At 40.1% G+C, this 25,417-nt stretch carries 25 protein-coding genes and 1 pseudogene; 20 read left to right on the top strand and 6 right to left on the bottom strand.

Annotated elements, in window-relative coordinates:
- Positions 1-24 precede the first annotated feature (24 nt).
- The 9 genes from F4W09_RS06840 to F4W09_RS06795 all read left to right on the top strand — a co-directional run bounded on the left by F4W09_RS06840 (position 25) and on the right by F4W09_RS06795 (position 9,668).
- Complete coding sequence (locus F4W09_RS06840; protein WP_044739690.1) at positions 25-1,446, top strand: FAD-dependent oxidoreductase; 1,422 nt, start codon at positions 25-27, stop codon at positions 1,444-1,446.
- A gap of 192 nt (positions 1,447-1,638) precedes the next feature.
- Entirely contained in the window at positions 1,639-2,517 is an 879-nt protein-coding gene (locus tag F4W09_RS06835; RefSeq protein WP_151504393.1) for a metal-dependent hydrolase, read from the top strand.
- Between the two features lie 142 nt (positions 2,518-2,659).
- Positions 2,660-3,250, top strand: a complete 591-nt coding sequence (locus tag F4W09_RS06830; RefSeq protein ID WP_044739688.1) for a LemA family protein — start codon at positions 2,660-2,662, stop codon at positions 3,248-3,250.
- 26 nt (positions 3,251-3,276) lie between these two features.
- Complete coding sequence (locus F4W09_RS06825) at positions 3,277-4,326, top strand: TPM domain-containing protein (RefSeq protein ID WP_151504392.1); 1,050 nt, start codon at positions 3,277-3,279, stop codon at positions 4,324-4,326.
- Positions 4,320-4,880, top strand: a complete 561-nt coding sequence (locus F4W09_RS06820; protein WP_151504391.1) for a TPM domain-containing protein — start codon at positions 4,320-4,322, stop codon at positions 4,878-4,880. Before F4W09_RS06825 ends, F4W09_RS06820 begins: the two co-directional genes overlap by 7 nt.
- A gap of 263 nt (positions 4,881-5,143) precedes the next feature.
- Positions 5,144-5,665, top strand: a complete 522-nt coding sequence (locus F4W09_RS06815) for a pilin (RefSeq protein WP_151504390.1) — start codon at positions 5,144-5,146, stop codon at positions 5,663-5,665.
- 1,007 nt (positions 5,666-6,672) lie between these two features.
- Positions 6,673-7,197, top strand: a complete 525-nt coding sequence (locus tag F4W09_RS06805) for a pilin (RefSeq protein ID WP_151504389.1) — start codon at positions 6,673-6,675, stop codon at positions 7,195-7,197.
- 40 nt (positions 7,198-7,237) lie between these two features.
- Positions 7,238-7,972 (top strand): TfpX/TfpZ family type IV pilin accessory protein, encoded by a 735-nt coding sequence (tfpZ, locus tag F4W09_RS06800; RefSeq protein WP_151504388.1) that lies wholly within the window; start codon positions 7,238-7,240, stop codon positions 7,970-7,972.
- A gap of 67 nt (positions 7,973-8,039) precedes the next feature.
- Positions 8,040-9,668, top strand: a complete 1,629-nt coding sequence (locus F4W09_RS06795; RefSeq protein ID WP_151504387.1) for a PglL family O-oligosaccharyltransferase — start codon at positions 8,040-8,042, stop codon at positions 9,666-9,668.
- Positions 9,669-9,709: 41 nt separating this feature from the next.
- Here F4W09_RS06795 and bfr read toward each other — a convergent pair whose 3' ends face one another.
- The 6 genes from bfr to gmk all read right to left on the bottom strand — a co-directional run bounded on the left by bfr (position 9,710) and on the right by gmk (position 14,585).
- Positions 9,710-10,174 carry a heteropolymeric bacterioferritin subunit Bfr gene (bfr, locus tag F4W09_RS06790; RefSeq protein WP_016168691.1) on the bottom strand — a complete coding sequence of 155 codons (465 nt, stop codon included), beginning with the start codon at positions 10,172-10,174 and terminating at the stop codon, positions 9,710-9,712.
- Between the two features lie 225 nt (positions 10,175-10,399).
- On the bottom strand, positions 10,400-10,594 hold the full coding sequence (locus F4W09_RS06785) for a bacterioferritin-associated ferredoxin (RefSeq protein ID WP_016168690.1): 195 nt from the start codon (positions 10,592-10,594) through the stop codon (positions 10,400-10,402).
- 219 nt (positions 10,595-10,813) lie between these two features.
- Positions 10,814-11,197: a RidA family protein gene (locus tag F4W09_RS06780; protein WP_044739681.1), complete on the bottom strand. Its 384-nt coding sequence runs from the start codon at positions 11,195-11,197 to the stop codon at positions 10,814-10,816.
- Positions 11,198-11,271: 74 nt separating this feature from the next.
- Positions 11,272-13,377 (bottom strand): RelA/SpoT family protein, encoded by a 2,106-nt coding sequence (locus F4W09_RS06775; RefSeq protein ID WP_151504386.1) that lies wholly within the window; start codon positions 13,375-13,377, stop codon positions 11,272-11,274.
- 223 nt (positions 13,378-13,600) lie between these two features.
- Positions 13,601-13,882, bottom strand: coding sequence for a DNA-directed RNA polymerase subunit omega (rpoZ, locus tag F4W09_RS06770; protein WP_004978050.1), 282 nt, complete (start codon positions 13,880-13,882; stop codon positions 13,601-13,603).
- Positions 13,883-13,961: 79 nt separating this feature from the next.
- Positions 13,962-14,585 carry a guanylate kinase gene (gmk, locus tag F4W09_RS06765; RefSeq protein WP_016168687.1) on the bottom strand — a complete coding sequence of 208 codons (624 nt, stop codon included), beginning with the start codon at positions 14,583-14,585 and terminating at the stop codon, positions 13,962-13,964.
- 135 nt (positions 14,586-14,720) lie between these two features.
- On the opposite strand from gmk, the gene ispH reads away from it, so the two are divergent.
- From ispH to trmD, 11 genes and pseudogenes are all read left to right on the top strand, one after another.
- The gene (gene ispH / locus F4W09_RS06760) at positions 14,721-15,671 is read left to right on the top strand and encodes a 4-hydroxy-3-methylbut-2-enyl diphosphate reductase (protein WP_044739679.1); all 951 of its coding nucleotides are present in this window, start codon (positions 14,721-14,723) and stop codon (positions 15,669-15,671) included.
- 165 nt (positions 15,672-15,836) lie between these two features.
- The gene (locus F4W09_RS06755; RefSeq protein WP_104441393.1) at positions 15,837-16,334 is read left to right on the top strand and encodes a GspH/FimT family pseudopilin; all 498 of its coding nucleotides are present in this window, start codon (positions 15,837-15,839) and stop codon (positions 16,332-16,334) included.
- Positions 16,334-16,876 carry a type IV pilus modification protein PilV gene (gene pilV, locus F4W09_RS06750; protein ID WP_104441394.1) on the top strand — a complete coding sequence of 181 codons (543 nt, stop codon included), beginning with the start codon at positions 16,334-16,336 and terminating at the stop codon, positions 16,874-16,876. Before F4W09_RS06755 ends, pilV begins: the two co-directional genes overlap by 1 nt.
- Position 16,877: 1 nt before the next feature.
- The gene (locus F4W09_RS06745; RefSeq protein WP_016168683.1) at positions 16,878-17,864 is read left to right on the top strand and encodes a PilW family protein; all 987 of its coding nucleotides are present in this window, start codon (positions 16,878-16,880) and stop codon (positions 17,862-17,864) included.
- A complete protein-coding gene (locus F4W09_RS06740) occupies positions 17,861-18,688 on the top strand; it encodes a pilus assembly PilX family protein (RefSeq protein WP_016168682.1) in 828 nt (275 codons plus the stop codon). Before F4W09_RS06745 ends, F4W09_RS06740 begins: the two co-directional genes overlap by 4 nt.
- A gap of 73 nt (positions 18,689-18,761) precedes the next feature.
- Positions 18,762-22,560, top strand: a pseudogene (locus F4W09_RS06735) (PilC/PilY family type IV pilus protein).
- On the top strand, positions 22,548-23,111 hold the full coding sequence (locus tag F4W09_RS06730) for a type IV pilin protein (protein WP_151504384.1): 564 nt from the start codon (positions 22,548-22,550) through the stop codon (positions 23,109-23,111). The pseudogene F4W09_RS06735 and the gene F4W09_RS06730 overlap by 13 nt, the downstream one beginning before the upstream one ends.
- On the top strand, positions 23,111-23,554 hold the full coding sequence (locus tag F4W09_RS06725; RefSeq protein WP_151504383.1) for a type IV pilin protein: 444 nt from the start codon (positions 23,111-23,113) through the stop codon (positions 23,552-23,554). Before F4W09_RS06730 ends, F4W09_RS06725 begins: the two co-directional genes overlap by 1 nt.
- 146 nt (positions 23,555-23,700) lie before the next feature.
- The gene (gene rpsP / locus F4W09_RS06720; RefSeq protein ID WP_016168678.1) at positions 23,701-23,958 is read left to right on the top strand and encodes a 30S ribosomal protein S16; all 258 of its coding nucleotides are present in this window, start codon (positions 23,701-23,703) and stop codon (positions 23,956-23,958) included.
- Between the two features lie 25 nt (positions 23,959-23,983).
- On the top strand, positions 23,984-24,532 hold the full coding sequence (gene rimM / locus F4W09_RS06715) for a ribosome maturation factor RimM (protein ID WP_151504382.1): 549 nt from the start codon (positions 23,984-23,986) through the stop codon (positions 24,530-24,532).
- 27 nt (positions 24,533-24,559) lie between these two features.
- A complete protein-coding gene (gene trmD, locus F4W09_RS06710; RefSeq protein WP_151504381.1) occupies positions 24,560-25,294 on the top strand; it encodes a tRNA (guanosine(37)-N1)-methyltransferase TrmD in 735 nt (244 codons plus the stop codon).
- Positions 25,295-25,417 lie beyond the last annotated feature (123 nt).

Raw genomic sequence — 25,417 nt, 5'->3', positions numbered from 1 at the left:
CTGCACCTACCCACGGAGAGAGACATGGCAGAGCGCCTAAATAATGACTTTCAATTCCTGGATGTCGCACGCCAAGACCCAGAGAAAAAAGATATTACTGTCCGCAAAGCAGAGTTTGTGGAAATTTATAAACCCTTTACTGCGGAAGTGGCTGCCAATCAGACCCACCGTTGTTTAGGCTGTGGTAACCCATATTGTGAATGGAAATGTCCAGTCCATAACTACATTCCAAACTGGTTAAAATTGATTGCTGAAGGTCGTATTTTCCAAGCAGCAGAGCTTTGCCATCAAACCAATACCTTACCAGAGGTGTGTGGTCGAGTTTGTCCTCAAGACCGTTTGTGTGAAGGGGCATGTACCTTAAATGATGGTTTTGGTGCAGTAACGATTGGTAATGCCGAAAAATATATCAATGATACGGCTTTTGCTTTGGGCTGGCGTCCAGACATGTCCCATGTGAAATGGACCAACAAAAAAGTTGCGATTATTGGTGCTGGACCTGCGGGTTTAGGTTGTGCTGATATTTTGGTGCGTAACGGGGTAAAACCAGTAGTATTTGATAAACGTCCTGAAATTGGTGGTTTATTAACCTTTGGTATTCCTGAATTTAAAATGGAAAAAGACGTGATGAAACGTCGTCGTGAAATTTTCACGGGGATGGGCGTTGAGTTCCGTTTAAACACCGAAATTGGTACGGACATTACCATCGAACAGTTACTTGCAGATTATGATGCTGTGTTCATGGGCATGGGGACTTATACCTACATGAAAGGTGGCTTCCCAGGGGAAGATCTGGATGGTGTTTATGATGCTCTGGACTTTCTGATTGCCAATGTGAACCGTTGCCAAGGCTGGGAAAAAGATCCAAGCGAATACATCAGTGTTGATGGTAAAAAAGTGGTTGTGCTGGGTGGTGGCGATACTGCAATGGACTGTAACCGTACCTCATTGCGTCAGGGCGCGCATGATGTAACTTGCGCATACCGCCGTGACGAAAGCAATATGCCAGGTTCTGCGCGTGAAGTGAAAAATGCCTATGAAGAAGGTGTAAAGTTTCTATTCAACCGTCAACCAATTGAAATTGTTGGTGAAAATGGAAAAGTGACTGGTGTGAAATTTGTAACCACACAAATGGGTGAGCCAGATAGTCGTGGTCGTCGTAGCCCAGAACCTGTTCCAGGTTCTGAAGAAATTTTACCAGCAGATGCAGTATTACTTGCATTTGGTTTCCGTCCGAGTCCTGCTGACTGGTTTGCAGGGGCGAATATTGGTTTAGATGGTTCGGGTCGAGTTGTTGCTATTGAAAAACAACAATATAAATTCCAAACGTCTAACCCGAAAATCTTCGCGGGTGGCGACATGGTGCGTGGTTCTGACTTGGTTGTAACCGCTATCTGGGAAGGTCGTCAAGCCGCAGAAGGTATTTTAGATTACCTAGATGTGTAAGAAGGATTTACCTCGTTCAACATTCTAGATTTATAAAAACCCACTTCGGTGGGTTTTTTGTTGGTTTATAAATCGCTTACCAGTGGTCAGGTTGACTCTTTTGGTTAATCAGCTAAGCATTTTTGCCATTTAGTGAAGGACATGACCTTTAGATACTGAGTATCTGAACTTTGCTAATGTTGAGAATTCATCATGCTGAAACAGACGACAGAAAAATCATACTTAAATCGTCCTAAAGCGCAGGGAATTACTGTTCGAAAATTGCAGTTTAATCCCAAAGCCATTCGTCGCCATTATTTTGCTAACTCACCTGTGATGTCGCATTTATTGACTGCGCTGTCTTCCACCTTTCCAATAGGCGAGCAATTTTTTGTACATAGCGTGCGTAATGTTAGGGATCAGGTAACTGATGCACAGTTGCAAGCCCAAATTGCTGCATTTATTGGACAAGAAGCTATGCATTCCAAAGCACACATGGAGTTTAATCAAGCGTGGCGACGTGAAGACTATAATTTAGATCGTTTTCAAGATTGGTTGGCACGCAAAGACCATCATGTCAAAAACTTACATCCCAAAATCCAGTTGGCAATTACCTGTGCCTTTGAACATTTTACCGCGCTATTGGGAGGATATATTTTACGTCATCCTGAAGTTCTCAGTACTTTGGAGGAAGATGCGCAAAAATTATGGGTCTGGCATGCCATAGAAGAAATTGAACATCGGTCAGTAGCATTTGATGTTTATCAGCATGTTTATGGGGATGATGCAATCCGTCGCATGATAATGCGCAGTGTCACTACAGGTTTTGCCAGTTTAACTTTTTATTCGACCAGTCGTTTATTTTGGCAAGATCGTAATAAAAGTCTATTGAAGGTGAAAGGGAATCTTTTTGGCGGCTATTTGTTAATGAAGATGCTGATTCAATTGGCACCAGAATATTTGAGTTATTACCGACCGAGTTTTCATCCTGCAACACATGATTATAGTCAGATTGTGAATTACTGGAAACAACGCTTGGTGGAGGATTATCAGATGAAGGAATTCTTGATTGAGGCAGAAGCTGTGTCATGATTAAAGATCAAAGTCGGGAATTTTCTCGACTTTTTTGTTCGATGGGTGATTAAATAAATCAAACACAACGGAAATCAATTCGGTCTACAATATTTGCATTCAATAAGAAATGACATGCCAAGAAAAAGATGAGGATTGAACGATGCTGTGGATTAAAAAGAGTACGCTAGTTGTGTTGCTGAGCGGGAGCTTGATGTTGACAGGCTGTGGCTATAACACGTTACAAGTTAAAGATGAAGCTGTGACCGCATCTTGGTCAGAAGTACAAAACCAGTATCAACGTCGTGCAGACTTGGTGCCGAATTTAGTGAATGTGGTTAAAGGCTACGCCAAACATGAAGAGCAAGTGCTTACTGAAGTCACACAAGCCAGAGCCAATGTTGCAGGTTTAAAAGTCGATAAAGAAGTGCTAGAAGATCCAGCACTCTTTCAAAAGTATCAAGAAGCACAAGGTCAGTTGACGGGTGCATTATCACGTTTAATTGCAGTATCCGAAAACTATCCTGATTTAAAAGCCAATGAACAATTCCGTGATTTACAAGTGCAACTGGAAGGTACTGAAAATCGGATTGCTGTGGCGCGTAATCGCTATATCACTACGGTGCAAGATTACAATGCCTATGTCCGTCAATTCCCGCAGGTGATGACCGCAAAAGTCATTGGGATGCACACCAAACCAAACTTTAGTGCGGAACAAAGCGCGCAAACTGCACCCAAAGTCTCTTTTGATTAAACATTCAACTGAACTGGAATAAGTGAATGTATCGCTTAAAGTACCCCATCCAGCAGGCTGTACGGTTCCTGTTAAGTGCTTTGCTGTCTTTAATTTGCTGTTCAATCTGCTGGGCTGAAGCATCTTCCACGGTCAATGATACAGAAGATGCTGTGGTGATTGGTCAGGTTATTCAGCAGGCAAAAAAAGGCACGCAACCTTTAGATGCTCAACAACAGGCAGCATCCTCAGTACAAGTAGCAAATGATTTGGCTGATGGGCAAATGCGCAAATTACCAAGTCTAAATACACCTATTATTGATCAAGCCAATATTTTGTCTGATTCAGATAAACAAGCCTTGAGCCAACATATTTTAAAATTGTATGAACAAGGTAAAGCGCAAATTGGTGTGGTGATTGTGCCTACCACGGGGCAGGAAGCCATTTTTGATTATGCCATGCGAGTGGCTGAACAATGGCAGTTGGGAACAGCCAAGCGCGATAATGGCTTACTCATGGTCATTGCAATCAATGACCGCAAAATTCAGATCTTAACGGGTTACGGTTTGGAAGGGGTATTGCCTGATATCGTTGCTGGGCGCATTATTCGTAACGAGATCACGCCATATTTTAAACAAGCTGAATATGCTCAAGGCATTCAATCAGGGCTCAGTGAGATTGAGCGAATTCTGAATCTAGACCCTGAAATTGCCCAGCAAGCAGCGCAAGAATTGCAAGAACAACAAGCTCAGGCATTACATGAACAACACGCGCGATCACAATTCTGGACTTATGCCTTAATTATTATTGTGGTTGGCGCTTTTGCATCGATGATGATCGGTAAGCGCCTTAGTGCTGCGACTGCGGGTGTAGCAGGTGTGGTTGCGGGCTTAGTCAGTGGTGTGGGTCTATTGACCAGTCTCTTGGCTGGGTTGGGTATTTTTTTACTGCTTGTTACTTCATTGGCCCAATTGATTCTACAGGTGTTGGCTTCGGGTGCAGGTCGTGGTTCAGGCGGAGGCGGCTTTGGTGGAGGTGGCGGCTATCGAGGCGGTGGCGGTGGTTTTGGTGGAGGAGGTGCTTCAGGCTCATGGTAACAACAACAGATTCAACTCAGATAGTCACAACACCGAAACTACAAGAACATGTTCAACCGAGTTTTAAGCGTTGGTTGAAGCATTGTTTTTATTTTTCAAATACACGACGCTATTTTAAATCTGCCGATTTGCAGAGAATCGCAGTTGCCGTGCAACATGCAGAGCAGGGGCATGTCGGCGAAATTCAAGTGGTAATCGAAGGGCATTTACCATGTTTACAAGCCTATCGGCAAAATACACGAAAACGTGCAGAGCAGTTATTTGCGGAATTGGGTGTTTGGGATACGGAACACAACAGTGGAGTATTATTTTACTTAAATTTGTGTGAACGAAAGGTGGAGTTAGTTTTTGATCGTGGATTGCAGCAAATGACGGGACAAGAGGTGTGGAATTCAATTTGTCAGAACTTGGTGCAGCAATTTGGTCGACATCAATATGATGAGGCGGTTATACAAGCAATTTCTAGTGTCGGAAAATTGCTAGAGCAATTCTATGCTGAAAAGGAAATCGATCAAATGAATGAATTACCCAATGAGCCAATTATTCTAGATTAAGCATGAGAACAAAAGTATGAATATGATCATTATTAAACCATAAAATGTCAATTTTTGTCACTTATGTGTGTATTTTGTCAAAATTGGGAGAATAATGAGTGAAATTTATTTAAAAAAAACATGGCTAAGGTGCTGTTTTTTTGTTGGATTTAACTATAATAAATCTTGGCACATTCCGTGCTCATTATAAACAAAGCATACAAAAGCGCTTCTTGCTTTACAAAGCTTAAAAAAAACTAAACAAAACATTTGTGGAGAATGTTATGAACGCTCAAAAGGGTTTTACTCTTATTGAATTAATGATCGTAGTTGCTATTATCGGTATTTTGGCGGCTATCGCGATTCCTGCGTATCAAAGTTATACGATTCGTACTAAAGTAACGGAAGGTTTAACCCTTGCTTCTGCTGCAAAAACAGCAGTTTCGGAAACTTTTTCTACTCGTAATAGTGGTGCTGTCGTGGCTTATGCTGGTACAGGTGCTTCAGTAGCTGGTTCTTATGGCTATGAATATACTGCTGGGCAGAATGTTGCTTCAATTGCAATTGCTGGTATTGGTAATGTTACAGCACCAGTTGCTGGAGATGGTGTAATCACGATTACTTATGCTGGTCAATTAGCAACAACACTTACTGCCCCAATTTTATTGACACCGGGTAGCGGTGCTGTAGTTGATGCAACAGGCTTACCAGCTAGCCCAATGAGCCAAGCTGCTCCTGTGGTATGGGGTTGTACAATTGGTGTTCCTGCATCTTTCAAATATGTACCAGCAAACTGCCGTTTCTAATAAATAAAAAATAAAAAAAGTCGCTTTTAGGGGCGACTTTTTTATTTTAATCTAAGATTTTGATATTTCATAATAATAGTCAAATAAATATCAAAACCAAAGCAACTGAAGTTTTATAGGTTTACTTTAGTTTGTCATACCATGCAGCAATTTCTCTAAATTACTTGATTTTTACAATTCTTTTATAAGCTAAGTTTTTGATTTCATATAAGTATTAGCCAAGGTAAATATTGTTCAGTAGTATACTGAATTTCTTCGCAATATTTACCATGGTTGTAATTCTTCTATTGGTTTTATTGATGCATTCGATTCATATCGCTTACTAGAACAAAGAACATGAGTATGTGTTAAATCTATTTAATCCCTCAATTCTTGTTTAACTTTCATATCATGGAGTGTGCCATCAATAAATTAAAAACAATTTTTTTCTATTGGAATCTACTGCTAAATGAATTTTAGAAATTTTTCCCCTGATGTTTCCTGAAATAGCCTCATCCTTGAGACCTTTAGAATTTTGATGAGCTAAAATATGACTTTCATCAATAAATACCCATCTATATCTGCATATTTTCTAATAAAGTAAATATTTTAGTAGCTTGTTATCTTTAGAGCATCTAGTGAATTGTTTAATGATCGTATTAGATTTAATAAAAGATGCAGGCAAATTTCGCCAAGGTTGGTCAATTCTAATCCTATAAAGAGTTACTTTGAGATTATGTTTGAGATAGATATCAAAATTGTGGACAATAGATTCGAGCTTTAACCAGTGTTGATCAGTTTGTATTGTACGGAGTGTAGCGAAGCAGATTTGGTTTGGTGATTAAATTTGACTTTATAGCTATTTTTACACATTAAATGTCAGTAGCTTCTCTAATTTTTATATTAAACTGACAATAAATGTTATGAAATATTTTTATTTATATTTAAGTAATTGTTGTTATTGATAAAATTAGTTGGCATGGAAATTGTAAAATAGTTATTTATATTGAATTAATGTGAGATGTGAAATGCATAAGAATAATGGTTTTACACTTATCGAATTGATGTTGGTTGTTGCTATTATCGGTATCCTTGCTGCCATAGCAATACCAGCCTATCAAAGCTATACAATGCGTACTAAAGTAGCTGAAGGTTTAGTTTTAGCCAGTGCAGCAAAAATGGCAGTAGTTGAAACATTGGGTTATATGTTGAGTGGTAATGTGACTGCGTACAGTGGTAGTGGCCCGATGGTTGCAGGTTCCTATAATTACCAATTTATACCGACCGAAGTAGTAAACAGTATCAGTATTTCAGGTATAGCTAATTTAGCTGTTCCAGTAATGAATGAAGGGCAAATAGAAATTCAATATAGTGGTAATATAAATACAGAGTTAGGTTCAAACATAGTACTCACTCCTGGTTCAGGTACAATTGCGGGTATGGCTCGTCCAAGTGCAGCTATTATTCCAGGTCAGCCAATAGTTTGGGGGTGTGGGGTGCGATCATCGTCAGCATTTAAATATATTCCTAGTAATTGTCGCTATACTCTTTAAAGTATAAGATTATTCATCAAATTTGATATTTAAGATTTCTATGTCTTCACGAATTAAAGCCTTTTTAATACATGGAATGGTTTCAATTATCATCGCTATTTTGATTGTTGGGCTAGTTTTTTTTATATGGTACCCCTTTCCTTTGGCAAAGGCTGTTGGTGCCACTCATATCTTTTCAATAATATTAATGGTCGATGTTGTCCTAGGTCCATTATTAACATTGTTAGTTTATAAAGCAGGGAAAAAAAGCTTATTTTTTGATTTGGTTGTTGTAGTTTTATTGCAAATTTCTGCATTATTTTATGGAGTGTGGACTATATCTCAAGGTCGCCCTGCTTGGATTGTATTTAATGCGGATAGATTTGATGCTGTAAGAGTAAATGATTTGGATCTGCGAAATGCGAATAAAGTAAAACCAGAATACCTAAATCCTTCATTATTATTTCCTAGTTGGGTTAGTGCAGTCTCACCAACTAATACAGAAGATAAAAATAAGATTTTATTTGAAGCTGTTTTTTCTGGGGTTGATATTGCACAAAGACCAGCTCTTTATCATCCGTTATCTTTTGAGGAAAAAAGGATTAAATTAAAAGCTATTGATTTGAATGAGCTATATAAATTTAATAATAAAAATAAAGTTCAAAACATAATTGAGCAATATGGTGGGGCTAATGCTTATTTACCATTAAGAGCTAATGCTGTGGATATGACGGTTTTAATTAATAAGGATACGGCTGAGATCATTAAAATTGTTGATCTACGCCCGTGGAAATAAATTGAAGCAGAAGAAAAAAACGACATTTTGAATTACACTATGCACAGTTCTGCAACTGTAGCACCCCATGAAATTTATTCTTTCTTTACTTGCCAGTGTGCTGATTGCATTGGCATGGCTTTTACCTGTTCACTATCGCCCGTGGGTGACCTACACGGGTGAGTTATTTGCTTTTTTGTCTTTGTTTGCACTTATTGCAATTTTTTTTCAGCAAAAAATAAAAGTACCAGTTTTGACACTTCCACTAGTTGTTATGGCATTTATTCCATTGTTGCAATGGGTATTTGGGCTGGAATTTTTCTTTAGTATTGCTTTAATTTCAAGCCTTTTTGTCTTTGCCTTTTGGTTAAGTGTGGTGCTGGGTTATAACTTATCTTTAACCTTAAAAGATAGAGAACAAGTATTTACGAATTTGAGTTATGTATTGTTGGTGGTCGGTACATTCTCAGGAGTGATGGCAATCTGTCAGTGGCTCACGATTGAAAATTCTATTCCTGGGATAGCCAATTTACGCAGTAATCGTCCTTATGCGAATTTTGCCCAGCCGAATAATATGGCTACTTTCCTAATCCTTTCATTAATGGCGATTCTGTATTTATTTGAGAAAAGTAAGCTCAAGACGTGGATTTTAAGTCTGTGCTCATTAACGATATTAATCGCCTTAGTCTTAAGTCAGTCTAGAACTTCATGGGTGGTCTGTATTCTATTTTTAGTGTATTTCTTCTATCAGCAATATAGAGGATATTTGCGTCTTAAATGGTATGCAATGCTGACTTGGGTTGGTTTATTTATTGGGCTAATTTTAGTCATGCCAATCGTTGATCATTGGGTGGCGCAAGTTGCACATTTGGCAATTGCGGACTCGCCGACAGCGATTGAGCGGGCAAGTACAGGGCATTTACGTTTAGGTATATGGCAACAAATGCTTTATGCCATTTCAGACCGACCATGGTTTGGTTATGGTTGGAATCAAACCAGTGTGGCTCAGGTTGCTGTAAGTGAATATTATCGCATTCCTGAATGGGTGCGAAGTTCACACAATTTTGTGTTGGATTTCTTAGTATGGAATGGATTGTTAATTGGTATACCATTTTTGGGGTATTTAATTTATCTCGGATATCGCCTAATTAGCAGAGTGCGTTCTACAGAGTCGGTCATCGGTATTTTGATGATTGTGGCAGTATTGGTTCATGCCTTATTGGAGTATCCACAGAACTATGCTTACTTCTTATTACCATTGGGTTTTATCGTAGGTTTGGTGCTGTCGCAGGAACCTCAATTGAAAGTTTGGACTTTAGCGCCTAAATATACACAAATGATGTTTGTTATAGGGGGGGTGCTTTTGGTGTTAATTCATCGTGATTATATGGTTGCTGTGCCAAAATTGAATCAATCGATGCGTTACGAACATACACCTGAAAAAATTACCAACCATGATCGCATTTATGTTTTAGATGAACTGAGTCGCAGAATTGCATGGATTCGACTGAACCCGAATACGGTATTGAGTAAAGCTGAATTACAGCAAATTCATGAAATGGTACAGTGCTATCCAACCAAATATGATTTGTTGAAATATGCACGTGTTCTTGCCTTTAATGGGGATGAACAGGGGGCACGTCACCAATTATGGTTATTAAAAGAGTTAAAACATGTCAATGTGAGCTATGAATCTTTGTTAGAACCAGCAAAATAAAAGATCTAAAAAAGCCAGCGAAATGCTGGCTTTTTTATTGATTAGAGTTGGCTTTGAATATAGTTTTCAATGCCAACACTTTCGACTAAATCAAGTTGAGTGGTGAGCCAGTCCCAATATTCTTCTTCTTTCTCTAGAATTTCTTGAACTAAATCACGCGTTACATAGTCTAAGGTTTGTTCAGCCAAAGTCACAGCTGTTTTAATACTTTCAATGTTCTCTTTCACTTTGCGAATATCGCAATTCAGAACTTCAGCAGTGTGTTGACCGATATAAAGTTTACCGAGGTGTTGTAAATTTGGTAAGCCTTCTAAAAATAAAATCCGTTCAATGATTTTATCGGCATGTTTCATCTGACGAATCGATTCTTTATATTCGGCAGAACCCAATTGTTCAATGCCCCAGTCATTAAACATTCTTGAGTGCAGGAAATATTGGTTAATAGCAGTTAAATGATGATAGAGCACCTGATTTAACTGGTTAATCACATCGCGATTGCCTTTCATAGCATAAACTCCATCAATCAATGCTGATTTAAAATTGTAAGTTAGACCATAACAGCCTGTTGTTCTGTAAATCTTAAACAAGAAAATGCTGAAAGGCGAGTGCTTTATTGAACGGCAAATGAAAATCGCAATCAAAAACAATTGGATATTAAACTAGAAAAATAAAACCCGCTTAGAGTCAAAAGCGGGGGATAGAGACCATTACATTTATAAATATTGTTATTCTTAGGCAGCGACGGCAATACGTCCCGCAATCTCGGCAATTTCATCACTAATGATGGCACGTGCTTCAGGCGCACAACGACCACAGCATGTACCAAGATCAAGCAAATCACGGATTTCGCGATAGCTTTCTGCACCATTAGCAACGGCATCTTTAATATCTTGATCTGTAATACCACGACACAAACATACGTACATGACTGCGAGCCAGATGAATTTAAATACGATAAGTAATATTATTGATAATTGTTATCGTTTGTCAATAACATTCATTTAAAAAGAGAATTATTATCATTGGGAATTTGAATAGAAAAACATCATCTGAACGGAAATCCGAGTTCTGCTCAGATTTCACGCAAGAGATTTATATAGTTTAGAGCTAAATATTGAAGGTGGTGATTGAATTGGTTTTATAAATTATTGTGGAATAATCACAATACCATCCATCTCGACCAGCGCTCCTTTAGGTAGACTTGCCACACCTAATGCAGCACGTGCTGGGTAGGGTTGAGCAAAATATTCCCCCATAATTTGGTTGACCAGTTGGAAATTAGATAAATCCGTTAAAAAGATATTGAGTTTAGCAATATCAGCCAGAGAGCCACCTGCAGCTTCACACACGGCTTTTAAGTTATCAAAAACTCTTCGAATTTGTGCTTCAATGCCTTCTACCAATTCCATACTGTACGGATCTAAACCGATTTGCCCTGAAAGATAAAGTGTTTCACCAACGAGAATTGCTTGAGAATAAGTACCAATCGCAGCAGGGGCATTTTCAGTATGAATAACTTGGCGGGACATCGATTTCTCCTTTTATATCTGAATACATCTTAAAGGATTGTATCCAGATACAGAAGCCCTATCGATTTAAATGATTAACTTGCTATAGAAGCTTCAGTCATATTCATTGGTATGGATAGACGGGTAATACGTGGAAAGCCATAGTGCATGCGTAGATCACGAATAATCTGGGCGATTTGTTTACGGTTATTTACTACAATATTTACATAGGTTTTATGGTCATAATTGCGCACCATTTCCACCCCTGTTTTAGCTTTACGGCATTGATAGATTAAATCTGAAATCTGTTCATCATCCATCTCCATATCAATGCAAAGATAGGCGGTAAAGCTAACATCGTCGAGGTCTTCGGAAGACCATTGCAACGGCATAATATTTTCAGGATGTAGATGTTGTTCATGCAACAAGTTGTGGCATCGGGCACGATGCACGATTAGTCCACGACGTGAAAGATGTCCTTGAATTGGATCGCCTAACACCGGGTTGCAACAATGTGCATATTTGACATCAACACCCTCTGTACCTTGAATGAGACGGTCAGAGTTATGATCTTCAGCAGATTGATCTTGAGCAAATAAATGATTGGCAACCAATTGCGGTAATAAGTCACCCACTGCAATTTGCTGAAATAGACGCTCTTTGGAATCTAAATGACGCCATTCTAGCAAGTCGAGCCAATCGTCTTCGGTCAAGTCATCTGTAGAGCGATGAAAGAGTTTTAAAGCACGGTTGAGGGCTTGCTCTCCAACCAATTGCTGTTCTTCTACATCCTGATCTCGTAGTATATTTTGAATGGCACGTCGGGCCTTTTGCGTATTAATAAAGCTGAGCCAGTCTGGATTTGGCGTGGCGAGTACATCGGTAATAATTTCGATGACTTGCCCACTCACAAGCGGTGTAGATAAAGGCTTAGTTTCGCCATTAATCTTTGCTCCGATCGCATGGTTGCCTAAAAAAAGGCTTGCTGAATAAGCAAAATCGACGGCAGTTGCACCTTGTGGTAATTCATGTAATTGCCCGTGTGGGGTATACACCCAAATTTTTTCTTGATGTAGATAGTCAAGCAAATCATTAAACGTAGTTTTTGCACAGCTACTATCAATTAAAACGTTTAAGTTTTGCATAGAGGCTTGAATAGCAGAGCGACAAGCTTGAGGGGCATTTTCACCCAATACAACGCCATAACGCGCAGCCTTACGCATCAATTCGGTCTGTAGGGTAAGGGAGAGCGTGGTTTTCTCGCCTTTGAGGCGCAGCATGAGTGACTGGTTACCACCCGGCAATGGTCGTCGAATATGGTCTTGATAAGACAGAACTTGGAAATGTTCTTGTAAAATTTCGGCAAGATTATCGCAATCAGCAATGCTTTGCAGAATAATTTCAAAAGCATGACTATGAGTCAGTTCTTGCAAATCAATGTCGTTTTTAACGAAGTGACGAAGTAACTCAATGTTGTTGTTTTTCTTTTTAATTCGTCCACTGATTTGATTCTGTTGTAACAGTCCAGTCAGATTTTTTTCCCATAAGGCTTGATATTCACAGCGTTTGGGCTTGGTTTTAAGTAAGGCTTCTTGGACATTATTAAACATGTCTAAATCAAGATTTTGATAACAAAGATGTTCAAGATTATCAGCCATTTCATTCATGCCCACTAAACGAGCCATTGGCACGAACACATCAAACGTTTCTTGAGCAATTCGTGCGCGTTTATCAGGGCGTAAAGACTCCAGTGTAGTCATATTATGATAGCGGTCAGCCAATTTAATAATAATGACACGTGGGTCTTGTAGGGTAGCTTGTAAAATTTTTCGGAACGAAGCAGCTTTGTTATATTCTTTATCACTAGAATGGCTGAGTTTGGTGACACCGTCGACCAGTTCTGCCACAGTTAGTCCAAATTTTTCTTTAATATCTTCTTTGCTAAAATCGGTGTCTTCAATCACATCATGTAGCAATGCAGCCATCAGAGTTTCTACATCTAAGCGCATGTGTGCCAAAATACAACTCACGGCAATTGGATGCAGTATGTATGGCTCACCACTTTTCCGCGTAATTCCATCATGTGCAATATCGGCATAATCGCAGGCCGCAAGCACTCGTTCGACTTCACTTTCATTCAGATAAGCGTCGATAATCACTTTGAGTTGTTGTTTGGCTTGGCTGACTTCTGCGCCTGGCATATAACACCTGTACCTATACCATGAGGAATCTATTCGTTAGTTCAATTTTTAATAAAAAGCAAAGTGCGAAACTTGTCAAATTTTTTATGCAAAAATCGCAAATCGGCAGTTTAAAAAAATAGCGTAATTTAAGTTAATGTTATAACTGTTCTTGAAGAAATATTAAAGTTCCAAGCATAAAAAAGCCTAGTTAAAAACTAGGCTTTTATGTAGTTTTTCTTTCTTATTGGAAAGAGAAACCATCTAAATTCAAATTGTTTGCAGAAAGTGCAAGATCAAGGCTTGAAGTTTGGTAGTCTTGCTCACGTTGTTTCAAAATATCTTTTGAAACGTGACCAATTGCGATTTCACGCAGTGCGACAACTGTTGGTTTATCGTTGTCCCATTCTACAGTTGGTTCAATACCTTGGCGTGCGAGTTGGCGCGCACGTTTGCTTGCCACTAGTACAAGCTCAAAGCGGTTGTCTACATGGTCTAAACAATCTTCAACGGTTACGCGTGCCATATGTGCTCTCGTATAAATGCTAAAATTCGGAAACAGACTGTGCAGTATAAAATGCTTTCAGTTCAGACTCAAGTTTTAATCATGATTCAACTGGAGTGATCAACTTTTGAATTAAGTCTTGATGGCGGTTGGCTTGCTGCGTTAGAACCAAACGGTTTGCTGTAATGACAGATTCAAGATCATGCAAGGCTTTATTAAAGTCATCATTAATAATGACATAGTCAAAATTAACAAATTGTTGCATGTCTTCAACTGCACAGCTTAAACGATGTTCAATCACTTCTACACTGTCTGTACCACGATTAGATAGACGTTGACGTAAATCAAACTGACTTGGTGGTAAAATGAAAATCTGTATTGATTCTGGGAACAATTTGCGAACTTGTTCTGCACCTTGCCAGTCAATTTCTAGTAAAACATCATGTCCTTTGGCGAGTTGCTCTTTTACAGTCGCTTGCGCAGTGCCGTAATAATTGCCAAAGACTTCTGCATACTCAATAAAACCGCCTTGATCCACTAAAGTCAGAAAGTTTTCTTTTTGAGTGAAATGGTAATGCACACCATCAAGTTCACCAGGACGCTGCCCACGAGTGGTATGAGATACAGAAACATGTAAATTACTTACACGCTCAAGCAGGGCTTTTACGAGAGATGTTTTGCCAGTTCCTGACGCAGCAGAAACGACAAACAAGAGACCCGACATGATATTTTTCCTGATATGATAAAATATCCTCTCTATTTTAGAGTAGATGTGTTGCAAACTAAATAGCTAGTCGAATTTTAGTTTGCATAAATTTAGTTTCGCATGACGTGCATTTAAGTGAGCAATGAGGATCTTATGGAAATTGTATTGGCTAATCCGCGTGGTTTTTGTGCAGGGGTCGATCGAGCCATTGCGATTGTAAATCGTGCACTTGAGTGTTTTCAGCCACCAATTTATGTACGCCATGAAGTGGTACACAACAAATTTGTCGTGGATGATTTACGTCAGCGTGGTGCGATTTTTGTCGATGAACTAGATGAAGTGCCTGATGACAATATTGTGATTTTTAGCGCACATGGCGTGTCTAAAGCGGTACAGCAAGAGGCAGAGCGTCGCGGTTTAAAAGTTTTTGATGCAACTTGTCCTTTGGTCACCAAAGTGCATATTGAAGTCACTAAATATGCCCGTGAAGGGGTGGAAGCCATTTTGATTGGTCATGAAGGTCATCCTGAAGTGGAAGGCACAATGGGACAATATGACAAAAAAAATGGGGGCGATATTTATCTGGTTGAAGATGAAGAAGATGTCGCTCAGTTGAATGTGCGTCATCCTGATAAAGTGGCTTTTGTAACACAAACGACATTATCGATTGATGACACAGCTAAAGTGATTGATGCACTGCGCAAAAAATTTCCGAAGATTCAAGGGCCCCGTAAAGATGATATTTGTTATGCCACACAAAACCGTCAAGATGCGGTACGTGATTTGGCTGAGCAGTGTGATGTGGTTTTGGTTGTCGGATCTCCAAACTCATCAAATTCGAACCGTTTACGCGAATTAGCGGAACGTATGGGTAAGGCGGCTTATTTGGTGGATAATGCTGAACAATTACAGAAAGATTGGTTTGATGAGAATACTAAAATTGGAGTAACAGCTGGTGCATCTGCGCCTGAAATTTTGATTAAACAAGTCATTCAGCGTCTGCAAGATTGGGGTGCGAAAGTACCTGAAGAGCTTGCGGGGCGTGAAGAAAACATTACTTTTAGTTTGCCGAAAGAGTTACGTATTCCTGTAACGCAAGCTTAAATTGTTAATTACTTAACATTTTATTTTTATTAGATATTTGACAGATGATGGCTTTTTGGCAATCATCTGTTTTTTTATGCCATTTATCCTTTTTGTGTTCGTTTTGTAAAAAAAAGAAATATGATTTTAAATAGGGTAAAAGATTAATTGCCTTGGGGAGGGCGTATGCGAACAAATCGAGGGTTCACCTTAATTGAGCTCATGGTGACAATTGCTGTACTGGCGATTATTGCCATGATGGCAGCACCTTCTTTTGGGAATTTGGTTGTAAGACAAAAATTGAATGGTAACGCACGCGACTTTATTACAACGCTTAATCAAGCCAAATCGCAAGCGGCACTATTGCGAACAACAGTTGCAGTATGTCCAAATAAAACCAATAGTGATGATAATTTTACAAAAGATGAATGTGCATCTGCAGTAATTCCAAATTATGCATCTATGACGAACACGCAGAAACAAACAGTGCAAATTGATCGCGTTTTTCAAGTCATGGTGGATCCTGCTGTGACAGTACAATCAACAAGTAGCACTGCAGCATTATTTAACTCTACTGGCAGCGCTAATGCTCAGGTCTCATTTAATATCTGTGCTTCTGGAAATTCACGGGCGATAACCGTGCAACGTTTAGGTGCAGTTAGTCAAAGTTCAGGAACCTGCTAATGAACTACAATAAATATCAAGCTGGCGTAGGGCTTATGGAAGTGCTGGTTGCTTTATTGCTATTGGCAATTGGTGTACTAGGCTATGTTGCCTTGCAACTACGTGCAATTGATGCTTCATCTGAAGCTTTGACTAAATCTCAAGGGATATTAATTCTAAGAGGTTTGGCTGAAAATATTCGCGCAAATGGCGCAGGTCAAGCTAGTTATGCTACTGCGGTTCGTGGTTATACTTCCATTACGACAACTCCAACAGCTCCAACTCCATCTTGCTTCAATCCTTCAACATTATGTACCCCAGCGCAAATGGCGAATTACGATGCCTATAATGCAGCAAAGTCAGCATTTGAAATTGGGATGAAAATTACGATGGCGGAATGTCCAGGTGTTTCAAGTGCGCCTGTTAAAAGACAATGCTTATATGCTGCATGGGATAATACAACCATAACAGCAACGTCATCTGCGGCTGATGTTAGTCAATGTATGTCATCCAATGGAATTTATGTAAATACTGCACGTTGTTTGATGATGGAGGCATATTAAAATGAATAACAACTATGTTTCTATGACAAAACAACAAGGTTTTACCTTAGTTGAGTTGATGGTAGCCCTAGTTTTGGGGTTATTGATCAGTGCTGCTGCAATTCAATTATTTACTGGGGGATTGCTGTCCTCTCGCATGCAAGAGGCAAGTGCAGAGTTACAAAATAGTGGTGTATTTGGTTTGGATTATATTGCCAAAGACATTCGTTTAGCCAATTATGCTAACACGACCAATCCTGAACTAAATGAACAAACCTCATGGGGTGGGGTAGTCCTGACTGCAAGAACGGCTACAGTCACAACAGCGAATATTCCTATTCCAGCTTCTACTCCATTTGTTTCAAATGGCTTATTAAGCCACAGTCAAGGCGACACCTTAAGTACTGTAACAAATGAATGGCGTGGACTTTCGAATGTTAACCTTACTAGCGACCAGTTGACCATCCAATTCATTTCTCCAAATGCGATGATAAATTGCGAAGGAGCAAATGTTCAAGCCGGTGACTATGTTATACAACGATATTTTGTTAGACGAGATCCTGCAACTGCTACCTCTGGTACAGACTATGGACTAGCTTGTGATGCAAATCAACCAACTGCTGCTGGAACAACGCCAGTTTTGCCACCCACAACAATTAATGGTTTTGGTGACGCGGGAGAAATTATTATTCCACGTGTAGATCATTTTACAGTGCAATTAGGCGTAAGAAATAGTTTGGGGAACTTGGCATATTACACAATTAATCAATATCGGACACTTGCAACAACTGAACGTGCAGCAGCTAGAATTCCACCACGTATTATCTCTGTAAAACTTGGGGTCTTGGTGCGATCAATGGACAATACTAATAATTCGGCTATTGATTTAACGAAGCAAATTCCAATTTTGAATCAAAATGTTACGTTAAATAATACAACCACAAAATTTGCTCGTCGTGTATATACCACCAATATTACATTGCGCAATGGTTTAGGAGAAGCACTATGAAACACAGTACTTTAACTCACCAAGCACAGCGTGGTGCGACATTGATAGTTGTGTTATTCATGTTATTGCTCATTACGATTGTGGGCATCATCGGTATCCGTGTGGCAATCACATCCTTAAACATTGCGACCAATAGTCAAGTGGGGCAGCTTTTATTGCAAACAGGTGATACACCGACCAATCAATTTTTAAACGTCTCTAATTATAATGATTTAACGGTTTTGAGTGGTGCGATAGGTAAGGCGATTGAAGAAAACAAGGTTGCACCTGGTAAAGAAATCATTTTTTGTTATAAACCAACATCTAATCTCAAATTGGGTTCAGCACTTGATACGACAGTGCTAGTGCCACCTGCTAAAGGTGATCCTGCAGATAGCAAAGCGACAATAGATTCGACCCAGACCAATCGTAGTGGGTTTTGTGATTTAGAGGCTGATTATGGGAGTGCTCGTCAGGCAGTAGTCACACAAGTTGCTGTGCGCATTCCTACTGACGCCATAACAGATGCAAATCCAGGTTCAACACTTGCACGAGATACAGATGTAAGTTTGCAATCAAATACGTCTAAAGGAAAAGTTGAAGCTCGAGTACGTGTTACGTCAACAGCAATTATGCCAGCATATTCAACAGAAAATCTTGCGACGGTACAAAGTGAATGTATCGGCTCTTCAAGTACAGTGGGGTATATCAATGACAATATTGATGATGCCGTTTCTGGAAAAAGAACGGTTGCTGATTGTTTAAGAAGTTATGGTATTCCTGTGAATACTCAAGTCCAAGAAATTGATTTACGTAAACGTGATATTCAAATCACAGCACCATGATGAGTGGGAGAACAATAATGAAACCAAATAAGTTTGAGCGAAAAGATCGCACCCAAATTCATACTGGTGCTGTATTTTCAGTAGTATTTACGGGGACGTTGCTCATTGCATCATCTGTGGTTCAAGCGACAGATTTACAAATTTATGCAAAACCAAGTGCAGGTAAAAAAACCATTGTTATGATGTTGGATACATCAGGCTCTATGGGTAATTCAGATTCAGGACAAACAGGCTCACGTTTATACCGTTTGCAACAAGGGATGTATGCATTTTTGGGAAGTAATAACCCTATTTTGACCGATGTGCGAGTTGGGTTAGGGAATTATTCTACAGGGGGTGATGGGCAGACAGGTAATATCTTGGTCCCTGCTGCTCCATTAGGTGATGTGAGTACCTTAAATACAGTCGGTTCTCAACGTTATAAACTTAAACAGGCTGTTCAGAATTTAACGGCAAATAGCTATACACCTACAGCACATGCGTATGCTGAGGCGGCAGCGTACTTAATGGGAACCACTACATATTCAGAAACGAATTATGATATTCGGAAAGACAGTTTTATTAAGCGAGTCAGAAGATCAAATAACCAGACCAATTATAGCTATTGTACCCAGTATCGGGACAGTGGCATCGATTACACAAACTTATGGCAAAGTTGTAGAAGTAATAGCTATTGGTCAAGTTGGGCTACATCCCAACCGTCAGGTTTTGTTAATGGTGTCCAATATAACACTTATTATGATGGTACTTATGACTATTATTATTATTACGTGGTTGAAACAAAAACACTATATGATAGTAACAGTGGTATGCCAAGCTCCAAGGCGAATGATACAACATCCAATCCAGGAATTGTGGTTGATCGTACTGCTTCAAATGCGAATGCAAGATATAAATCACCATTACCAGCTGTAGCAGACAGAGTCTCATGTGATGGACAAGGGGTTTATGTCTTATCGGATGGTGCAGCGAATAATACTTCAGTAAGTGAAGCAACAAAAATTATGTCTACTGCATTAGGTAGTACCCATGGAGCAAATTTTAGTTGTTCAGGTGGCTTAACTGGTGGGGGCAGTGATTCTGGTTGGGACTGTATGGGGGAATTTGCTAAGAAGCTCTTTAATGCATCTACCAATCCAGCAGGTGTTTCTATCCAAACTGCTTTTGTAGGTTTTGGTAATGAAATGAATAGCTTGAGTCAGTCTTATGTGCAGAATGCATGTAAGCTAAGTTCACGTTCGCAGCCTGATAGAGCGGGTGATGATGCATGTTCGCCAGGTCAGGGTACATATTCAGTTACCTATCCTGGTTATGGTAATGGTGGATTCTTTACAACACAAAGTTCGTCAGGGGTAACTGATAGTGTAATTGCCTTTATTAATAACTTGGGTGCTGCACCTTTGGAGCCATTAACTACGGGTGCGATTTCAGTGCCAGTGGATAGTTTGAACCCAAATGGTTTGCAACCTTATGGTTATTTGCGTGCTTTAGAGCCAAACCCTCAGAGTAATAAAGTTATTTGGGCTGGGAACTTAAAGAAATATCAAGTTTTGCTTTCTGGTACGAATGCTGGTGCTTTCGCTGCGGCGAATGGTACAACCTTGGTTTACAATACAGATGGTGGTTTCCAAGCCAACACCAAGGACTTATGGAACAGTGCAAGTGTTTATCAGAATGAAAGTTATAATGATGGCGGCATTATTACTCTAGGTGGTGCTTATTCCAAAGTTCCAATGCCAATTCTAGGGCAATCTCAAAATTTAAGTGTGACCCCAAAACAATATGCTTATACAGCAAATGCTAATCAACTACGTCGCTTGTATACCGATGTATCTGCGACTGGGGGATCTACTTTAACGAATGCTGCAAATGGCGCGAGCTTGCTTACTATTCCAAGTGGAACTTTACCCTCTTCTAATATCACAACCTATATTTTGAGTCAGTTTGGTACCCAAACAACGCTTAAAGATTTCCCATTATTGGTCAAGCAAAAGTTATTAAACTATTTGGGTTATAGTGTTCCTCTAGACGAGACGGCTACAGCTCTGCCAACCACGTTGACTACTCCAAATTCGCCATATTTAGCAATGGGCGGAAGTATTCACTCCTTCCCAGTTCAGTTGACTTACTCAGGTACGCTAGACAGTGCTGGAGAATTAACTAGTACCCGAAGTCAATCAGTATTGTATGGAACAATGGATGGCGGTTTGCATTTGGTCGATGGTGAAACTGGTGTAGAGCAAATGGTATTTGTTCCTGCTGAATTATTAAGAGGCACAGTATCATCTAAAGCATTGGTAAAAGGACAAGATGACACCAATGCGCCTGTAGATGGCGTGGATGGTGCATGGGTGGCAGATCCTGCTTATAAAACTCAAAAAGCTGCATCATCTTCAGAAAGTAGTATGGTTAAAGCACGCCAAATGAATATTTATGGCGGGTTACGTATGGGGGGGAGCAGCTATTATGGTTTAGATGTGTTGACCCCTACGAGTCCGAAGTTATTATTTAGAGTTGGTCCTGATATCTCTAATTACAGTCGAATGGGACAATCTTGGTCTAAACCAGTATTGGCAAATATTCGTTATAACGGCGCAATTCGTCGCGTTATGATTGTTGGTGGGGGCTATGATCAATGTTATGAAAACCCTAGCTTCCGTTTAGGAGCAACTGTTGCAACAACAGATTATCCTGATACCACTTGTAATAATAAGTCAGCTGCTCAAGGAAATGCAGTTTATATTATTGATGCAAAAACAGGTGAGCGTATCTGGTGGGCAAGTTCGACTGGTGCAGACACCAATAATGCCAATATGACGCACAGTGTGGTAAGCCGCATCAGTGCACTGGATCGTGATGCAGATGGTCTGATTGATCATCTTTATTTCGGTGATTTAGGTGGGCAAGTCTTTCGTGCTGACTTAAATAATAGCCAAACTTTATCTGGGTCAACTTACAGTGCATTTGGTGTGCGTGTTGCTCGTTTAGCAAATCTTGCAACGGATGGGACGACTGGTGCGGCATTGACTTTAGGTAAAAATCCACGTTTTTATGAGGCACCAACCGTAACGATTCATGATCAAGGGGCGACCACATTTATTCTTGTTGGTTTGGCATCCGGTAACCGAAGCACACCACTTGATGTTTATCCGAGTGTAGGTCGTGATGGTATGTTACCAACCACAGCCTTGACTGATCGGTTGGTCAATAACGTATATGGTATTATTGATCGTGACTTTATTAAGCGTAATTTAATTACAGGTTCTCCAACCTTAGAGTCTCAAAATAAGACCCTCGCGAATTTGCAAAAAAATCCACAATTATTATCAGGTGTTGTTGCATCTACCTTTATTGGTACAAGTGCAAGTAAAGATGGTTGGTATCGTTCACTTTCAAGTAATGGAGCTGGTACAGAGCGTGCTGGAGGAAGCTTCCGTGTACTAGGTGGAATGAAGGCCTTTGAAGAACCAATGGCGATTACGGGAAATCTAATTGTGCCGGTATATGACCCGCAAGGTACGGGTATTGCACCACAAAACCCATGTTTACCGCGTGTGGTGGGTGAAACAGACCGTCAAAGGTATTGCTTACCATTTGGTGCATGTTTGACTACGAGCGGTGCCGTTGATATTACTCGAGAAGGTGGGACAGGATTTGTTACAAAAACGACAGGATGCCCTGCTGGTGTGGCTGAGTGTAATGATAATCCAATTGGTTCGGGTATTCGTGGTATTGCTTTAGTGCCAACAGGTTCGGGTACAGGTGGACCGGACTGCGAATCAACTATCAGTACCAATCAGGGAGGGGTGGGTAAATGGGAATGCCGTCGAATTGTCAATCCAACACGGTGGTATGAAAAATGGGTGCAATAAATAACAATAAAATCCCTAAATTACATGTTGTTTGGTGTAATTTAGGGCGAGGACAACAAGGTTTTACCTTAATTGAATTGATGATTGTTATTGTGATCGTGGCAATTTTTGCTGCGATTGCAATACCAAGCTATTTGAATTATGTACGTCGTGCAGACGCAGGATTAGCGCAACAAGAACTGCAAAAAATTGCGGAACAATTGGAGCGCCATAAATCACGTAACTTTTCTTATAGAGGGTTTGATCCCAATTTTATTTATGGGGTTACAGGTGCGATGAATTCTGTAACCTTGCCACGGGGGGCAACTAGCTCAGGCATTAAATACACCATTACTATTCGTGATGGTGATGATCCGACCAAGTTATTAACAGATACGACCGCTTCGCCAGCAATTAGAGCACGGCGTTGGGCAATGATTGCTGAAACCAGTGATGTAAAAAACTATAATTTTTTAATGACCAGTTCTGGTTTACGTTGCAAGAATAAAACAAGAGCAAATGTCACATATTCTGATTGTGGAACATCTGCAACAGGGAGCGAAAGTTGGTAATGAAGGGCTTTACACTTATCGAGTTAATGATTGTTGTAGCAATTATTGGAATTCTTGCGGCAATTGCTTACCCATCTTATACAGGTTACAAGGTCCGTGTACAAAGAGCTGATGCACAAGCTGAAATGTTACAAGTTGCACGTAGTTTGGCGAATTATAAACTTGCCAACAGTAACTTTGCGGGAAGAACATTATCCAATGTGCATGGTTCGGCTCAAACTTCTGATGGGATGTATGATTTCACGCTCACAGATAGAAATAATGTTGCATTAACAAATAGTTCTGCTAATACGAATGGTTGGTTGTTGATTGCTACACCTAAATCAGGGACAGTTCAAGATGGTAATGGGGTTATCTGTTTAAATGATCAAGGACAAAAATACTGGTCAAAAGCTGCAACCACATGTGTGCTGTCAGCTAGTTCAACTTGGGATGGTCGCTAAGCTCTAAATTCAAAACTGTGGATAAATCATTTTTTGATCTTTCCCTCTTGCAGAATTTAGCGTAGAATGTCGCCCTCTATGAAAGGGGTTTGAAGTGTATCGATGGTCGGTACAGGGATAATCCGTAAAAACTATAAGGTTGTATCATGGTAGTTATTCGTCTTGCACGCGGTGGTGCTAAAAAACGTCCGTTCTATCAAATCATTGTGACTGATAGCCGTAATGCTCGTGACGGTCGTTTCATCGAACGTATTGGTTTCTTCAACCCGACAGCTCAAGGTAAAGCAGAAAAACTTCGTTTAGATGCTGACCGTTTTGCTCACTGGGTAGCACAAGGTGCTCAACCTTCTGATCGTGTTGCTTCTTTAGCTGCTCAAGCTAAGAAAGCTGCAGCTACTGCATAATTTTAGATTAAGTAGTAGGTAGCCCATGACACCAACACAGAATGTTCCCGAAGATCGTATTCAGATTGGACAGTTACGTTCAGCATATGGATTAAATGGGTGGCTCTGGGTCTATTCCAATACAGAACCTATGAGCAACATCTTTGACTACCTGCCTTGGTACATTGAGACCAAAGCAGGTTGGCAAACAGTAGATGTAAAACGTTGGAAACCACATGGCAAAGGCTTGGTTGTTTCGCTGAAAGGTGTGAGTGATCGCACAGCAGCAGATAATTTGGTTGGTGCAAATGTTTGGATTTCAAAATCGCAACTGCCTCAAGCAGGCGTGGACGAGTATTATTGGTCTGATTTAAAGGGCTTAACGGTGTTAGGTTTGAATGATGAAGAACAAGAAGTCAATCTTGGTCAAATCCATGAAATGTTTGAAACAGGCGCTAATGATGTGATGGTGGTTCGCGCAACTGCTGAAAGCATCGATAGTGAAGAGCGGATGATTCCATGGCATAAAGATGTGGTACAACGCGTTGATCTCGAAGCTGGTCGTATTTACGTGAATTGGGGCGTAGATTACTAATTATTTTTGGAAATACGGGAGTCTGCGATGTTTTTTGCAGTCATTACGCTTTTTCCTGAAATGTTTGAAGCGATTACAGCCTACGGTATTAGCGGGCGCGCAGCAAAACGTGACATTGTACAAGTCCATTGTATTAACCCACGTGAATTTGCTGAGGGCAACTACAAAAGAGTGGATGAACGTCCCTTTGGTGGTGGTCCAGGTATGGTGATGATGGCAGAGCCTTTGGCAAAAGCGATTCAACATGCCAAACAACTTGCAGAGCAAGCGGGAGCCATCCATGTTCCTGTGGTGTATATGTCGCCACAAGGCAAAACCTTAAATGAGCCTGCGGTGCAACAGTTTGTCGATTATGACGGATTGATTGTGTTATGCGGTCGTTATGAAGGGGTAGATGAACGTTTAATCCAAAAATATGTTGATCAGGAATGGTCAATTGGGGATTACGTTTTATCTGGTGGAGAGCTTCCAGCGATGGTCTTGTTGGACAGTATTATTCGACGTTTGCCGAATACCATGTCTGATGAGCAGTCAGCTGTGCAAGATTCTTTTGTGGACGGTCTGTTAGATTGCCCACAATATACCAAGCCAGACCATTTTGAGGGTTTGGATGTGCCCGATATTTTAAAGTCGGGACATCATGCCAACATTGAAAAATGGCGGTTTTTGCAGCGATATCAGCGGACTCTTGAACGCCGACCTGAGTTGGTGGAAAAGGTAGAGTTGACCAAGCAGCAAAAAAAATGGCTCAAAGATTTATAAGGGAGATAACTTCAGGTTATTTTCCGAATCCAATGCTTGAACGGTTGTGTTGAAGTGTTGTTTATTAGGCTCTTTATGTCTTGAAGCGGTCAAGCATAAAGGGAAAGTCAATCGGGTCTATGC

The organism is Acinetobacter tandoii, from assembly GCF_008867985.1.
Classification (GTDB): Bacteria; Pseudomonadota; Gammaproteobacteria; order Pseudomonadales; family Moraxellaceae; genus Acinetobacter; species Acinetobacter tandoii.
The sequence above is the reverse complement of the archived record's forward strand: the minus strand, read 5'-3'. Positions and strand labels throughout refer to the sequence as shown.